Annotated in this window: 12 protein-coding genes; 10 read left to right on the forward strand and 2 right to left on the reverse strand. The window is 65.8% G+C overall.

The genetic code is table 11. The features are described 5' to 3' along the window. The first annotated feature begins 29 nt into the window (after positions 1-29). From BLR26_RS18475 to BLR26_RS18485, 3 genes are read left to right on the forward strand one after another with little or no spacing between them, the layout of a single operon-like run. Positions 30-1,421, forward strand: coding sequence for an MFS transporter (locus BLR26_RS18475; RefSeq protein ID WP_045196828.1), 1,392 nt, complete (start codon positions 30-32; stop codon positions 1,419-1,421). After that, positions 1,418-1,873, forward strand: a complete 456-nt coding sequence (gene aroQ / locus BLR26_RS18480) for a type II 3-dehydroquinate dehydratase (protein ID WP_045196826.1) — start codon at positions 1,418-1,420, stop codon at positions 1,871-1,873. The genes BLR26_RS18475 and aroQ overlap by 4 nt, the downstream gene beginning before the upstream one ends. Continuing rightward, on the forward strand, positions 1,870-3,036 hold the full coding sequence (locus BLR26_RS18485) for a Gfo/Idh/MocA family protein (RefSeq protein ID WP_218124487.1): 1,167 nt from the start codon (positions 1,870-1,872) through the stop codon (positions 3,034-3,036). The genes aroQ and BLR26_RS18485 overlap by 4 nt, the downstream gene beginning before the upstream one ends. Here the strand turns inward: BLR26_RS18485 and dsdC are convergent. Together dsdC and BLR26_RS18495 are read right to left on the reverse strand one after the other, a co-directional pair. After that, complete coding sequence (gene dsdC, locus BLR26_RS18490) at positions 3,029-3,961, reverse strand: DNA-binding transcriptional regulator DsdC (protein ID WP_093383791.1); 933 nt, start codon at positions 3,959-3,961, stop codon at positions 3,029-3,031. The genes BLR26_RS18485 and dsdC overlap by 8 nt on opposite strands. Before the next feature lie 2 nt (positions 3,962-3,963). Beyond that, positions 3,964-5,316 carry a D-serine ammonia-lyase gene (locus tag BLR26_RS18495; RefSeq protein WP_093383794.1) on the reverse strand — a complete coding sequence of 451 codons (1,353 nt, stop codon included), beginning with the start codon at positions 5,314-5,316 and terminating at the stop codon, positions 3,964-3,966. A 176-nt stretch (positions 5,317-5,492) separates the two neighbouring features. Here BLR26_RS18495 and fusA point away from each other — a divergent pair, with 176 nt between their 5' ends. From fusA to BLR26_RS18530, 7 genes are all read left to right on the forward strand, one after another. Next, positions 5,493-7,598 (forward strand): elongation factor G, encoded by a 2,106-nt coding sequence (gene fusA / locus BLR26_RS18500; protein WP_093383797.1) that lies wholly within the window; start codon positions 5,493-5,495, stop codon positions 7,596-7,598. Positions 7,599-7,746: 148 nt separating this feature from the next. Beyond that, complete coding sequence (gene ligD, locus BLR26_RS18505) at positions 7,747-10,197, forward strand: DNA ligase D (protein WP_093383800.1); 2,451 nt, start codon at positions 7,747-7,749, stop codon at positions 10,195-10,197. Further along, positions 10,194-11,207, forward strand: a complete 1,014-nt coding sequence (locus BLR26_RS18510) for an acyl-CoA dehydrogenase family protein (RefSeq protein ID WP_093383803.1) — start codon at positions 10,194-10,196, stop codon at positions 11,205-11,207. The genes ligD and BLR26_RS18510 overlap by 4 nt, the downstream gene beginning before the upstream one ends. Next, positions 11,204-11,968, forward strand: a complete 765-nt coding sequence (locus tag BLR26_RS18515; protein ID WP_093383806.1) for a PIG-L deacetylase family protein — start codon at positions 11,204-11,206, stop codon at positions 11,966-11,968. Before BLR26_RS18510 ends, BLR26_RS18515 begins: the two co-directional genes overlap by 4 nt. After that, complete coding sequence (locus BLR26_RS18520) at positions 11,965-12,564, forward strand: class I SAM-dependent methyltransferase (protein ID WP_093383809.1); 600 nt, start codon at positions 11,965-11,967, stop codon at positions 12,562-12,564. Before BLR26_RS18515 ends, BLR26_RS18520 begins: the two co-directional genes overlap by 4 nt. Then, positions 12,561-13,220: a glycosyltransferase family 2 protein gene (locus tag BLR26_RS18525; protein WP_093383812.1), complete on the forward strand. Its 660-nt coding sequence runs from the start codon at positions 12,561-12,563 to the stop codon at positions 13,218-13,220. The genes BLR26_RS18520 and BLR26_RS18525 overlap by 4 nt, the downstream gene beginning before the upstream one ends. Positions 13,221-13,332: 112 nt before the next feature. Further along, the gene (locus BLR26_RS18530; protein WP_218124488.1) at positions 13,333-14,427 is read left to right on the forward strand and encodes a serine hydrolase domain-containing protein; all 1,095 of its coding nucleotides are present in this window, start codon (positions 13,333-13,335) and stop codon (positions 14,425-14,427) included. The last annotated feature ends 4 nt before the right edge of the window (positions 14,428-14,431 follow it).

Below are 14,431 nucleotides of genomic sequence, written 5' to 3' on the forward strand. Positions count from 1 at the left end.
CCATAACAACAACAAACGGAGACAGACAGATGGCCAACCATCCCCAAGGGCTGCATGCAGCCCGGCAAACCAAGAAAGCCACGGCCAGCGGCTGGGTCGGCTCGGCGCTCGAGTACTACGACTTCTTCATTTATGCCCAGGCTGCGGCGCTGATTTTCCCGCAGATCTTCTTCCCTTCCAGCGACCCGAAACTGGCCATCGTCGCCTCCCTGGCCACCTACGGCGTCGGCTACCTGGCGCGCCCGGTCGGCGCCTTCGTGCTCGGCCACTGGGGCGATACCCGCGGGCGCAAGCATGTGTTGCTGCTGTGCATGCTGTTGATGGGCCTGGCCACCTTCGCCGTCGGCCTGCTGCCGACCTACAACCAGATCGGCTACTGGGCGCCAGTGCTATTGGTGGTGCTGCGCCTGGTCCAGGGCTTTGCCGTGGCCGGGGAAATCGCCGGTGCCAGCTCGATGATCCTCGAACATGCGCCGCCCGGTCGTCGTGGCTTTTACGCAAGCTTCACCCTGCAGGGCGTGCAGGCCGGCCAGGTGCTGGCGGCGGCAATCTTCCTGCCGCTGGCCTATTTCATGCCCGAAGAGGCCTTCAACAGCTGGGGCTGGCGCATCCCCTTCCTGCTCAGTGCCGCCGTGCTGCTGGCAGCATTCATCATCCGCCGCGAGGTCGAGGAGCCGGCGGCGTTCACCCAGAAAGTCGCCAAGGTGGTGCGCCAGCGCTCGCCCATCGGTGAAGCCTTCAAGCACAGCTGGCGCGGCATGCTGGTAGTACTCGGGGTGTCGCTGATGAACGTGATCCCGGTGGTGACCACCGTGTTCGGCGCCGCCTATGCGGTACAGCCGGCCTACGGCGTGGGTTTTGACAAGAGCGTGTACCTGTGGATCCCGGTGGTCGGCAACATCGTCGCAGTGCTGGTGATCCCCTTTGTCGGCAACCTCTCCGACCGAATCGGCCGCCGCCCGCTGATCATCGGCAGCGCCATCGGCTGCGGGTTGATGTCGTTCCTTTACCTCTATGCCATCAGCCTGCACAACCTGCCGCTGGCGTTTGCCGCCTCGCTGCTGATGTGGGGGATGATCTACCAGGGCTATAACGCCATCTTCCCAAGCTTCTTCCCCGAGCAGTTCCAGACCCATTACCGGGTCTCGGCCATGGCCGTGGCGCAGAACATCGGCTACATGATCACCGCCCTGCTGCCGGCGCTGTTCACCGCCGTGGCGCCGCCGGGCTCCGACAACGTGCCGCTGCTGATCGGCGCCATCACCTGCCTGGTCACCGCGCTGTCGGCCATCGCCGCCTGGAGCGCCCCGGAAACCTACCGCACGCCCATCGACCAGCTCGGCAAGGCCGACGCGGTAAGCCTGGACAAACCCACCTACGACGCCCTGCGCGCCAACGCCCTGACTGGAAACCAGCCATGAATACCCTGCTCGTGCTCAACGGCCCCAACCTGAACATGCTCGGCCTGCGCCAACCCGAAGTCTACGGCCGCGAAACCCTGGCCGATGTCGAAAACCTCTGCCAGCAGGCCGCCCGGCGCCTGGAACTGAAACTTGAGTTCCAGCAGACCAACCACGAAGGCCAACTGATCGACTGGATTCACCAGGCCCGTGGCCGGGTCGCCGGAGTCGTCATCAACCCCGGCGCCTGGACCCACACCTCGGTGGCAATTCACGACGCTTTGATTGCCGCCGAGGTACCGGTGATCGAGGTGCACATCTCCAACGTCCACCGCCGCGAAGCCTTCCGCCACCACTCCTATGTGTCGCTGGTGGCCAAGGCGGTACTGGCCGGTTTCGGCACTCACGGCTATGTGCTGGCGATCGAACATTTTGCCCGCGAACTCAAGCACGCCAACGGAGGCGCCCAATGAAAACCATGGCCAACCCACAACAACGACTGCGCCTGGGCTTTGTCGGCGGCGGCCTGGAGTCGTCGATCGGTTCGACTCACCGTTACGCGGCGTCCCTGGACGGCCATTACCAGCTGGTCGCCGGGGTCTTCGCCCGCGACCCCGAGCGCAACCTGGCCGCAGCCCAGGCCTATGGCGTGGCGCCAGAGCGCGCCTATGCCGATTTTGAAGCCATGGCCAGGGCCGAAGCCGCCCGCGCAGACGGCATCCAGGTGGTGGCGATCATGGCGCCCAATGCCGTGCACGTACCGGCCAGCCTTGCGTTTCTCAAGCACGGTATCGACGTCATCTGCGACAAGCCGCTGGCGGCGAACCTTGCCCAGGCCAATGCCCTGCTCGATCAGGTTCGCCAAGGCCCGGCCCTGCACCTGCTGACCCACAACTACAGCGGCTACCCGTTGATTCGCGAAGCCCGCGAACTGATCGCCCAGGGTGCGATCGGCGAGGTGCGCCTGGTGCAGGTCGAGCACGCCAGCGCCTTCGGCACCCACCCGCTGGAGCAGCAAGGGGTCAAGGCCCTGGCCTGGCGCACCGACCCCAGCCAGGCCGGCGCTTCGTCGGTACTGGCCGATGTCGGCGTGCATGCCCACCAACTGCTGCGCTTTGTAACAGGCCAGGAGGTCAGCCAGGTCTCGGCCGAGCTCAGCACCCTGGTGCCGGGCCGCGCCTCGGACGACAACGCCCACGTCAAACTGCGCCTGAGCGGCGGCGGCCGAGGCCTGCTATGGGCAAGCTTCGTCGCTGCCGGCCAGCGCCATGGCTTGCAGATCCGGATCTTTGGCTCGAGCGGCTCGCTGTACTGGCACCAGGAACAACCCGAGCGCCTCGAACTGCGCCACCAGGACCAGCCGCACCAGGTGCTGCGCCGGGGTGAAAGCTGGCTCAGCGATGCCGCCAGACAAGCCACGCGAATCAAGGCCGGCCAGCCCGAAGGCCTGCTCGAAGCCTTCGCCAACATCTACAGCGACGCCGCCGAACTGATCAGGGCCCGCCGCGAACAGCGCGCCCCGGCGCCCTTGGCACGCCTGTGCCCGTCCGCTGAAGACGGCCTGCGCGGCATGGCATTTATCGAGGCGTGTGTGCAGTCGGATCGCCAGGAGGGGCGCTGGATCGAAGTCAGTTGAGCGCGCACTCGCGCAACCACTCAATCATCACCCGCAAACGCAGCGGTAACCTCTCCCGCGGCGGATGCACCAGGTAGTAACCCTGCCCCGCCGTCTGGCTGAAGCCCCCCAGGGGCAGGATCAACGCGCCCTGGTCCAGCAACGGTTGCACCAGGCGCCGGCGACCGATGGCCACGCCGGCATGGTGGCTGGCGGCGGCGCTGCACAGGTCGGAGCGGTCGAAGGTCAGGTGGCGGGCGGGCAGGTGCTGTTGTACGCCCTGCTCGCCGGCCCAGCGTTGCCACTCGGCGTCGAAGGCGGCATGTTCCCAGGCCAGGGCATCGTGCAGCAAGGTGCACTGGGCCAGGCGGCCGGGGTGGTCGATCAGGCCGTGGCGCTCGGCATACTGCGGGCTGCACACCGGGGCGACGTGCTCGTCCATCAACAACTGGCTGGCCAGCCCGGGAAACTCGCCATGGCCATACAACAAGGCCAGGTCCACCGGGCGGGTGCGAAAATCCACCGGCTCGTTGCCGGTGCGGATGTCCAGGCTGACCTGCCGATAGCGCTGCTGGAAATCCGCCAGGCGCGGCACCAGCCAGTGCTGGGCCAGCGACGGCCGCACATACAGGCTCAGGGCACCGCTGACTTCTTCAGTCGACGGTTGCAGGGCTTCTTGCAGTTGCGCTTCCAAGCCTTGCAGCACCTGATAGAGGCGCTCGCCTTCAGCGGTCAGGCGAATGCGCCGGGTCAGGCGTTCGAACAGGCGCAACGCCAGGGCTTGTTCCAGGCGGGCGATGCGATGGCTGACGGCGCTGGCAGTCAGGCACAGCTCTTGCGCGGCCTGACTGAAGCTCAGGTGCCGGGCAACCGCGACAAAGGTGTGCAGGTTGGCGAACTGGGCACAGCTCTTGCGGCTGCCAAGGCGATCGGGCAGGTTGAGCATGGTCAGTTACCGGCAAGTTCTGCGCGGCCCCTGGCCAGGTAGCGGTCCATCTCCTCGCGCGGCACCATGCTGCCGCCGGTGCCCCACACCAGGTGGGTGGCGCGGGCCATGCGCGCCTCACTCAAGCCCAGGCGCTGACGGTAGCCCTGCTGCTCCTGCAGCACAGTGCACATGCCCGCGAGCCCGGCCAGCGCCGACGGCTCGAGCTCGATGCCCTCACACGCCTGCATCTGCGCCAGCTGGCGGTACAGGGTGGCGTCGCTGACGGTGTAGTAGCCATCGACCAGGCGCTGCAACGAACGGCCGACAAAGCCCGAGGGCCGGCCCACCGCCAGGCCGTCGGCGGCGGTCTGGTTGTCGATGCCGAAGTCGTACACCGACACCGCGTCGTGCAGGCCGGTGTACACGCCTAGGAACATGCACGGCGAGTGGGTCGGCTCGGCGAACAGGCAATGTACCGCGTCGCCAAAGATCTGCTTGAGGCCAAAGGCCACGCCGCCAGGCCCCCCGCCGACGCCGCAAGGCAGGTAGACGAACAGCGGGTGCTCGGCATCCACCACGATGCCTTGTTCCGCCAACTGGCGCTGCAGGCGCTCGGCGGCCACGGCGTAACCGAGGAACAGGTTCAGCGAGTTTTCATCATCGACGAAGTGACAGTGCGCATCGCCCTCGGCCTCCTTACGGCCCTGCTCCACCGCCACGCTGTAATCGGCGCTGTACTCGCGCACCTCGACGCCGCAGGCGCGCAGGCGCTCCTTTTTCCACTGGCGGGCATCGGCAGACATATGCACGGTGGCCTTGAAACCCAGGCGCGCGCTGATGATGCCGATCGACAAGCCCAGGTTGCCGGTGGAGCCGACCGCCACGCTGTATTGGCCGAAGAACGCCCGGGCGGCATCGCTGTCGAGCCTGGCGTAGCTGTCGCCCGGTTGCAGCAGGCCGCCTTTGAGGGCCAGGTCTTCGGCATGCTTGAGCACTTCATAGATGCCGCCACGGGCCTTGATCGAACCGGAAATCGGCAGCAGGTTGTCGGCCTTGAGCCACAGCGCGCCGTTCACTGGCAGTTGCTGCTCGGCGCACAGCACCGCCTGCAACGCGTGCAGCGCCACCAACGGCGATTCAATGATGCCGGCGCTGGCCGAGGTTTCGGGGAATGCCGAGGCGATGAACGGGGCAAAGCGTTCGAGCCGCGCGCTGGCCTCACGGATATCCGCGGCGGTCAGCGCCACGTCAGCGAGGGCTGACGCGCTCGGCGCCAGGGCCGGGTTGAACCAGCAGGTCGGGCGCAGCGCCACAAGACCTGCGATCAACGGATGACTTTGGCACCAGGCAGTAACGGATTTTTCCAGCGGCATCGGGCAGCTCCATGAGGCGAATGCAACGATTAAGCGTCAGCCCCGGGCGCATTACAACCGATGCCTGCTCAGCCCATGGCTGAACCTGCTTCAGCCATGGCCCGCCGTGCAAGGCGCTGCACTTCTGCTACCTTGGGAATACCCTCTTCTTGTGCATCACACACAGGTGACCCCTCATGGCGCGCACCACCCCTATCGAGCTGTACCGCAACATCGGCATCGTCGCCCATGTTGACGCCGGCAAGACCACCACCACCGAACGCATCCTGTTCTACACCGGGGTCAACCACAAGATGGGCGAGGTGCACGACGGCGCCGCGACCATGGACTGGATGGCCCAGGAGCAAGAGCGCGGCATCACCATCACTTCGGCGGCGACCACGGCGTTCTGGCAGGGCTCGACCAAGCAGTTCCCCGACAAGTACCGCTTCAACATCATCGACACCCCCGGCCACGTCGATTTCACCATCGAGGTCGAGCGCTCGCTGCGCGTGCTCGACGGCGCGGTGGTGGTGTTCAGCGGCGCCGATGGCGTCGAGCCGCAATCGGAAACAGTCTGGCGCCAGGCCAACAAGTACCATGTGCCGCGCCTGGCCTACGTCAACAAAATGGACCGCCAGGGCGCGGACTTTCTGCGCGTGGTCAAGCAGATCGACCAGCGCCTGGGCCACCACCCGGTGCCGATCCAGCTGTCGATCGGCGCCGAGGAACATTTCGCCGGGCAGATTGACCTGGTGAAGATGAAGGCCATCTACTGGAACGACGACGACCAGGGCACCAGCTACCGCGAAGAAGAGATTCCCGCCGACATGCTCGCGCTTGCCAACGAATGGCGCGCGCACATGGTCGAGGCCGCCGCCGAGGCCAACGACGAGTTCATGGAGCTGTACCTCAACGGCCAGGAGCTGAGCAACGAGCAGATCAAGGCCGGCCTGCGCCAGCGCACCCTGGCCAACCAGATCGTCCCGGCGATCTGCGGCTCGTCGTTCAAGAACAAGGGCGTGCCGCTGATGCTCGACGCGGTCATCGACTACCTGCCGGCGCCCTCGGAAATCCCGGCGATCAACGGCACCGACCCGGACCACGAAGACAAGCACCTGGAACGCCATGCCGACGACAACGAACCGTTCTCGGCGCTGGCGTTCAAGATCGCCACCGACCCCTTCGTCGGCACCCTGACCTTCGCCCGGGTCTACTCCGGCGTGCTCAGCTCCGGCAATGCCGTGCTCAATTCGGTCAAGGGCAAGAAGGAGCGGATCGGGCGCATGGTGCAGATGCACGCAAACCAGCGCGCCGAGATCAAGGACGTGTGCGCCGGCGACATCGCCGCGCTGATCGGCATGAAGGACGTCACCACCGGCGACACCCTCTGTGACATCAACCAGCCGATCATCCTCGAGCGCATGGACTTCCCCGACCCGGTGATCTCGGTGGCGGTCGAGCCGAAAACCAAGGCCGACCAGGAGAAAATGGGCATCGCCCTGAGCAAGCTGGCCCAGGAAGACCCGTCGTTTCGCGTGCGCACCGACGAAGAGACGGCGCAGACGATCATCTCCGGCATGGGCGAGTTGCACCTGGACATCATCGTCGACCGCATGCGCCGCGAGTTCGGCGTCGAGGCCAATATCGGCAAGCCGCAGGTGGCCTACCGCGAGAAGATCCGCAACACCTGCGAGATCGAAGGCAAGTTCGTTCGCCAGTCCGGCGGTCGCGGCCAGTACGGCCACTGCTGGATCCGCTTCGCCCCGGGCGATGAAGGCAAGGAGGGCCTGGAGTTCGTCAACGAAGTGGTCGGCGGCGTGGTGCCGCGTGAATACATCCCAGCGATCCAGAAAGGTATCGAAGAACAAATGCAAAACGGCGTGCTCGCCGGTTATCCGCTGATCGGCCTCAAGGCTACGGTGTTCGACGGCTCGTACCACGACGTCGACTCCAATGAGATGGCCTTCAAGGTCGCCGCCTCCATGGCCACCAAACAGCTGAAGGATAAAGGCGGTGCAGTCCTGCTGGAGCCGGTGATGAAGGTCGAAGTGGTGACCCCCGAAGAATACCAGGGCGACATCATGGGCGACCTCAGCCGGCGCCGCGGGATGATCCAGGAAGGCGGCGAGACCCCGGCGGGCAAGGTAGTGCGCGCGGAAGTGCCGCTGGGCGAGATGTTCGGCTACTCCACACAGATGCGCTCGATGACCCAGGGCCGCGCCAGCTACACCATGGAGTTCACCAAGTACGCCGAGGCGCCGGCGAGCATCAGTGAGGCGATCATCAAGAAACAAGGCTGATACACCGACCGCTGGCACCCTGTGGCAGCCGGCCTTGCCGGCGATGGGGTGCGCAGCGGCCCCACCTCGAACAAAAGCCGATTGAACTCCCACCCCTGCCGCCCTATCCCAATGCTTAGGACCCGCCCAAAAGCCGCAGGACACCGCCATGGCCAAGCCGTTGCAGGAGTACGCGCGCAAGCGCAATTTCGACGCTACCCCGGAGCCCGCAGGCCATCAGCGCAGCGGCAAAAAAACCGCCCACGCCCTGCAGTACTGCATCCAGAAACACGACGCCAGCCACCTGCACTATGACTTTCGCCTGGAGCTGGACGGCACCCTGAAAAGCTGGGCCATCCCCAAGGGCCCGTCGCTGGACCCCAAGGTCCGGCGCCTGGCCGTGCACGTCGAAGACCACCCGCTGGACTACGCCAGTTTCGAAGGTACCATCCCCGAAGGCCATTACGGTGCCGGTGATGTGATCGTCTGGGACCGTGGGGTATGGATTCCCGAAGAAGATCCACACAAGGCCTATGCCAAGGGCAAGCTGCGCTTTCGCCTGCAGGGCGAGAAACTCTCGGGCATCTGGAACCTGTTTCGCACTCACCTGGCCGGCAAGAAGGAGCAGTGGCTGCTGATCAAGTCCAACGATGCCCAGGCGCGCCCGCAGGCCGACTACGACATTCTCGAAGCCGAGCCGGACAGCGTGGTCAGCGAACGCACGCTGCCCACGCGCACACCCAAGGCAGACGGCAACAGCGAACTCGGCGGCGCGAAAAAAGCTGCCCTGCCCGCCTCGCTCAAGCCGCAACTGGCCACCCTGGTAGAGACGCCGCCCGAAGGCGACTGGCGCTACGAAGTCAAGTTCGACGGCTACCGCATCCTCGCCCGCATCGAAGGTGACGAGGTGCGCCTGTTCACCCGCAACGGCCATGACTGGACCGACAGGCTGCCCCGGCAAGCCAAGGCCCTGGCCAGGCTCGGCCTGCACTCGGCCTGGCTCGATGGCGAGATGGTGGTGGCCAATGAGCACGGCGTCGCGGATTTCCAGGCCCTGCAGAATGCCTTCGACCAGCAACGCGACGAGCAGATCCTCTATTACCTGTTCGATGTGCCCTACCTCAACGGCATGGACCTGCGCCAGTGCCCGCTGGAGCAACGGCGTGCGGCGTTGGCAAAGGTGCTGGAAAAGGCCGATGAAAAGCGCCTGCGCTTTTCCGCCGACTTTGACCAGAGCGTCGAATCGCTGCTCGACAGCGCCTGCAAAATGCAGATGGAAGGCCTGATCGGCAAACGCCTGGGCAGCAGCTACCTGAACCGGCGCAGCAGCGACTGGATCAAGCTCAAGTGCAAGCAGCGCCAGGAGTTCGTCATCGTCGGCTTTACCGAGCCCAAGGGCTCGCGCGAGGCCTTCGGCGCGCTGTTGCTGGCCCTGCATGATGACAACGGCGAGCTGCGCTATGCCGGCAAGGTCGGCACCGGGTTCAACAGCGCGACCCTGGCCCATATTCACCAGCGCCTCAAACCCCTCGAAGTGGCCAGGCCGCAGTTTGCCAAGCCGCCCAGCGGCGCCGAGGCCAGGGGGGTGCACTGGCTCAAGCCAAGGCTGCTGGCCGAGGTCGCCTATGCGCAGATGACCCGCGACGGCGTGGTCCGCCATTCGGTGTTTCATGGCCTGCGCGACGACAAACCAGCCAAGGCCATTGGCCTGGAGCAACCCGTGAAAACCCCGGCAAGCAAAACGTCCAACCTGCACCTGACCCACCCCGACCGCGTCATCGACGCCAGCACCGGCATCAGCAAGCGCCAGGTCGCCGAGTACTACGCCCAGGTCGCCGAGTGGATCCTGCCGCACCTCAAGCGCCGCCCGGTGGCGCTGGTGCGCGCACCCGATGGCCTGGCCGGCGAGCTGTTCTTCCAGAAGAACGCCGCGCAATTGAACATCCCGGGCCTTGAGAGCCACGCCAAGGCCGAAGCCGGCCAGGCGCTGATGATCATCGACCAGGCCCGGACCCTGCTCGGCGCGGTGCAGATGAACACCCTCGAGCTGCACACCTGGAACGCCACCGCCAAGGATTTCGACAGGCCCGACCGCCTGATCCTCGACCTCGACCCCGACCCGGCGCTGCCGTGGAAGGCCATGCTCGAAGCCACCCAGCTGACCCTTGCATTGCTCGACGAACTGGGCTTGCAAGCGTTCCTCAAGACCAGCGGCGGCAAGGGCATGCACATTGTCGTGCCGCTGACCCGGCGCGCCGGCTGGGACGAGGTCAAAGGCTTCAGCCAGGCCATGGTCCAGCACCTGGCCGGGCTGTTCCCCGAGCGCCTGTCGGCGGTGTCCGGGCCGAAGAACCGGGTCGGGCGGATCTTCATCGACTACCTGCGCAACGGTAAAGGCGCGACCACGGTTTGCGCCTATTCGATCCGCGCCCGCGAAGGGCTGCCGGTGTCTGTGCCGATTCGCCGTGAAGAGCTGACCGAGCTTAAAGGCGCGAACCAGTGGAACCTGCTCAACCTCGGCGAACGCCTGGCCGCTGGCGATGACCCTTGGGCCGGGTATGGCCAGGTACGCCAGTCGATCAGCAAGGAACTGCGCCGGCGCATGGGGGTTGAGTCATGAACCACCTGGAGCTGTTACAGACCTTCGCCCGTCGCCCGCAGGCGCTGACCCTCGACCGCCAGTTGCAACGCTGCCTGGAACAATGCCGGGAGACCGGTCTCGACCAACTGCCGCTGCCCGGCCATGGCCGCACCCTGCAGCGTTGGCAGGTACTGGCCGAGGTCGCCGGGGCTGATCTGGCCCTGGCCAAGCTGTTCGAGGGCCACACCGACGCCCTGGCGATCATCCATGAGTGCGCCGCCAACCATCTGGACCCGGCGGGCAGTTGGGGGGTATGGGCAGCCGAGCCGGCCAATGCGCGGGTGCGTATCGTCCGTCGCACCGGCAACGACGTGCACCTGCAAGGCCGCAAGGCCTGGTGCTCCGGCGCCCTGCAGATCGACCGGGCGCTGCTCACCGCCTGGGACGAACAAGACCGTCCGCAACTGGTGGCGGTGGCCTTGAACCAACCGGCGCTGCGCATCTTCAATGACGGCTGGCAGGCGGTCGGCATGGCCATTACCGCCAGCGTCGATGTCGAGTTCAACGACTGCCCGGCGCACCTGGTCGGCAGCAGCGGCCAGTACCTGTCGCGACCGGGCTTCTGGCACGGTGGCGCTGGCATCGCTGCCTGCTGGTACGGCGCGGCGCAAACCCTGGGCGAGTTTTTGCTCGAACACTGCCGCAGCCATGAAGACGCCCACGCCCAGGCGCATCTGGGTGCAGTCGACGCTGCGCTTGCCGGTGCCCGGGCGGCCTTGCACGAAGCCGCGGCGTGGATCGACGGCCACCCTGGCAGCGATGCCGAGCTGAGCGTCCGGCGCCTGCGCGCGCAGGTCGAAAACGCCGCGCTGTGTGTGCTCGATCACGTCGGCCGGGCCCTGGGGGCGACGCCGTTCTGTCGCGACAGCCAGTTTGCCCGGCTCAGCGCCGACCTGCCGGTGTTCCTGCGCCAGAGCCATGCCGAGCGCGACCTGGCCGAGCTGGGCCGGCAAGTGCGTGCAACCCCCGAAGGAGGCTGGCGGCTATGACCCTGCAACCACCGCAGAACCCAATCCAGGCGCCGGGCACACCGCTGGCGCACTGGCAAGCGTCGGCGATCCTGCAGTCGGTGCCGGCAATTACCCATGACCAGTTGGTGCCTGTTGGCAGGCGCTTGGTAGTGGTCGCCCCGCACCCGGACGACGAAGTGCTCGGCTGCGGCGGCGTGCTGGCTGGCATGCGCGGCCGTGAACACGAGTTGCTGCTGGTCTCGGTCAGCGACGGTGAGGCCAGCCACCCCGATTCGCGCCACTGGACCAGCGAACGCCTGCGCCAGCAACGCCCACGAGAAAGCGCCGATGCCCTGCGCCGCCTCGGGCTGGACCTGAGCCGCCTGAGCTGGCTGCGCCTGGGCCTGGCCGACAGCGCCGTGGCCAACCATGAACGCTGGCTGGCCGAACGCCTGGTGCAGCTACTGCGCGCCAGCGACCGGGTGCTGACCACCTGGCGCCTGGACGGCCACTGCGACCATGAAGCAGTAGGCCGCGCTTGCGCCCGCGCCTGCGACACTGTCGGTGCGCGCTTGATCGAAGTGCCGATCTGGGCCTGGCACTGGGCCCGCCCCAGCGACCCGCGGCTGCCCTGGCAGCGCGCCCACAAGCTGTTTCTCGACCGCGCGGTGCTGGCCCTCAAGCAACAGGCCATCGCCGCCCATACCAGCCAGTTGCAGGCCGACGAGCAGACCCCGCCGGTGCTTGACCGCGAGGCCCTGGCCCGCCTGCAGCAACCCTTCGAACTGGTGTTCACATGAGCGTCTCGGCCAGCTACTTCGAGCACCTGTTCGCGCACAGCGACGACCCCTGGGCGTTTCGCACCCGCTGGTACGAAAAACGCAAGCGCGAGCTGCTGCTGGCCAGCCTGCCGCGCCAGTACTACGGCCGCGTATTCGAGCCGGCCTGCGCCAATGGCGAACTCAGCGCCGCCCTCGCCGAGCGCTGCGAAAGCCTTTTGTGCCAGGACCTCAACGCCACCGCCGTGCAACTGGCCGCTGAACGCCTGCGGCCATGGCCCAACGCCGAGGTCATGCAAGGCTGCCTGCCTGGCGACTGGCCGGCCGGCGAGTTCGAGCTGATCGTGCTCAGCGAGATCGGCTACTACCTGGACCCCGGCCAGTGGCTGGAAGTACTGGAGCGCGCCACGGCCAGCCTGACCTCTGACGGCGCCCTGCTGCTGTGCCACTGGTTGCACCCGATCGACGGCTGCCCGCAAACCGGCCACCAGGTCCATGAACTGCTGGCGGAGCGCTTGCCGTTGTACCGCAGCCTGCAGCACGAAGAGGCCGACTTTGTTCTTGAATACTGGTGCCTCCAGCCTTATGCCATCGACCTTGACGAGCCCTGCCTATGATTGCCGTGATTGTCCCCGCGCATAACGAAGAACTACTGCTCGGCCGCTGCCTGCGCGCCCTTGGCCGTGCCGCGCGTACGGTGTCGGCGCTGGGTGAAGAGGTGCAGATTGTGGTGGTTTTGGACAGCTGCTGCGATGCCAGCGAGGCCGTCGCCCGCGCCCATGGCGTGGAGCTGCTCAAGGTCCAGGCGCGCAATGTCGGCCAGGCGCGCCGCGCCGGTGCGGCGTTGATGCTCGAGCGTGGCGCACGCTGGCTGGCCTTCACCGATGCCGACAGCTGCGTCCCGGCCGACTGGCTGTTGTGCCAGTTGGCCTTTGCCGCCGATGCGGTGTGCGGCACGGTGCATGTCGAGACCTGGCAAGCCCACCAGGATGCGGCGCTGCGCGAACGCTACCTGGCCCATTACCAGGCCCGCGAAGGCCACCGGCACATACACGGCGCCAACCTCGGCATCTGCGCCCGCGCCTACGAAAAGGTCGGGGGGTTCCAGCCATTGCCGCTGCACGAGGATGTGCAACTGGTCAACGACCTGCAGCAAAGCGGCGCACATATCGTCTGGACCGCGCGCAACAGCGTGTCGACCAGCAGCCGCAAGGACTGCCGGGTGCGCGGCGGCTTCGGGGATTTTCTCAACAACCTGAACTGCCTGGCCTGAACAGAGAAACCTGTTAACCGTCCGCCGCACTTTTTCACAAATGCCCTCAAGTTAATCATCAGCGCGGTTCTTATGATCAGGCCTGCTTGATCAACCACGAGGGAGAAACACCATGGATGTCAGTTGGCAGTATCTGAGTACCCCGGCCGCCGAGTACTTCAGCGAGGTACTGCAGACCACACCTGCCCAGGTCAAGAATGACATGAGGCAGATTTTCAAGCGCCTCACCGCACAGGCTGGCCCCGGCTGTGTCTTCAGTGTGGAAAAACAGCAGGCCTTTGTGCTCGAAGGCGCTACCGGCTATGCCGACATCGAGCAGCGCAGCCCTTTGACTGCCGACTCGGTGTTCAACCTTGCCTCGGTTTCCAAACAATTCACCGCCTTCGCCATTCACTTGCTGGCCCGCGAAGGCAAGTTGTCGCTGGATGACTCTATCCGCCGCTACGTACCTGAGCTGGGCAGTTACGCCGATCCGGTGACCTTGCGCCACCTGCTGCATCACAGCGGTGGCCTGCCCAGCTACGAGGATGCCGCCCAGGCTCAAGGCATCGCCGATACCCAGCCCCTGACCCAGGCCCAGGCACTCGCCTTGCTGGCAGCACAGAAACAGGCGGAGTTTGCCCCCGGCACAGAGTTTTCCTACAGCAACAGCGGGTATTTCATGCTCTCGCTGGTGGTCGAGCGCGTCAGCGGCAAAAGCATCCGGCGCTTTTCCCGGCAGGCGATCTTTACACCGCTGCAGATGACCCATACCCGGATTGTCGACCAGTACCCGCTTGATTTCGCTGTAGTGCGGGGTTATACGCGTGCGCTGTGGGGCCCGGTCAAACGGTATGAGAGCCCGTGGGAGGTGACCGGCGACGGCCAGGTGCATTCCAGCGTACGCGACCTGATGAAATGGGGAGCCAATCTGCACAGCGGCAAAGTGGGCGGCCCCGACCTGCTGGCGGTGATGTCCAGAAGTGGCCCGCGGGTGGCAAGGCACCATGAGGACTACGCCATGGGTTTGTCGCCGCGCCTGTACAAAGGCACGCGCCTGCTTGAACACTCCGGCGGCTGGGCCGGCTATGCGACGCAGTTCATGTACTTTCCGGATGCGCAGACCACCGTTGCGGTGTTGTGCAACGAAGAAAACATCGACGCCACTGAATACGCCACGAAAATCGCCGACGCCTTGGCCCTCGAAAAGTGGACCCATCCCCTCTAGGCAA

The organism is Pseudomonas sp. UC 17F4, from assembly GCF_900101695.1.
Classification (GTDB): Bacteria; Pseudomonadota; Gammaproteobacteria; order Pseudomonadales; family Pseudomonadaceae; genus Aquipseudomonas.

Coding starts and splice junctions, on each gene's coding strand:
- aroQ (WP_045196826.1), top strand. CDS start 1,418: ATGAATACCCTGCTCGTGCTCAACGGCCCCAACCTGAACATGCTCGGC.
- BLR26_RS18510 (WP_093383803.1), top strand. CDS start 10,194: ATGAACCACCTGGAGCTGTTACAGACCTTCGCCCGTCGCCCGCAGGCG.
- ligD (WP_093383800.1), top strand. CDS start 7,747: ATGGCCAAGCCGTTGCAGGAGTACGCGCGCAAGCGCAATTTCGACGCT.
- BLR26_RS18520 (WP_093383809.1), top strand. CDS start 11,965: ATGAGCGTCTCGGCCAGCTACTTCGAGCACCTGTTCGCGCACAGCGAC.
- BLR26_RS18475 (WP_045196828.1), top strand. CDS start 30: ATGGCCAACCATCCCCAAGGGCTGCATGCAGCCCGGCAAACCAAGAAA.
- BLR26_RS18495 (WP_093383794.1), bottom strand. CDS start 5,316: ATGCCGCTGGAAAAATCCGTTACTGCCTGGTGCCAAAGTCATCCGTTG.
- dsdC (WP_093383791.1), bottom strand. CDS start 3,961: ATGCTCAACCTGCCCGATCGCCTTGGCAGCCGCAAGAGCTGTGCCCAG.
- BLR26_RS18515 (WP_093383806.1), top strand. CDS start 11,204: ATGACCCTGCAACCACCGCAGAACCCAATCCAGGCGCCGGGCACACCG.
- fusA (WP_093383797.1), top strand. CDS start 5,493: ATGGCGCGCACCACCCCTATCGAGCTGTACCGCAACATCGGCATCGTC.
- BLR26_RS18530 (WP_218124488.1), top strand. CDS start 13,333: ATGGATGTCAGTTGGCAGTATCTGAGTACCCCGGCCGCCGAGTACTTC.
- BLR26_RS18525 (WP_093383812.1), top strand. CDS start 12,561: ATGATTGCCGTGATTGTCCCCGCGCATAACGAAGAACTACTGCTCGGC.
- BLR26_RS18485 (WP_218124487.1), top strand. CDS start 1,870: ATGAAAACCATGGCCAACCCACAACAACGACTGCGCCTGGGCTTTGTC.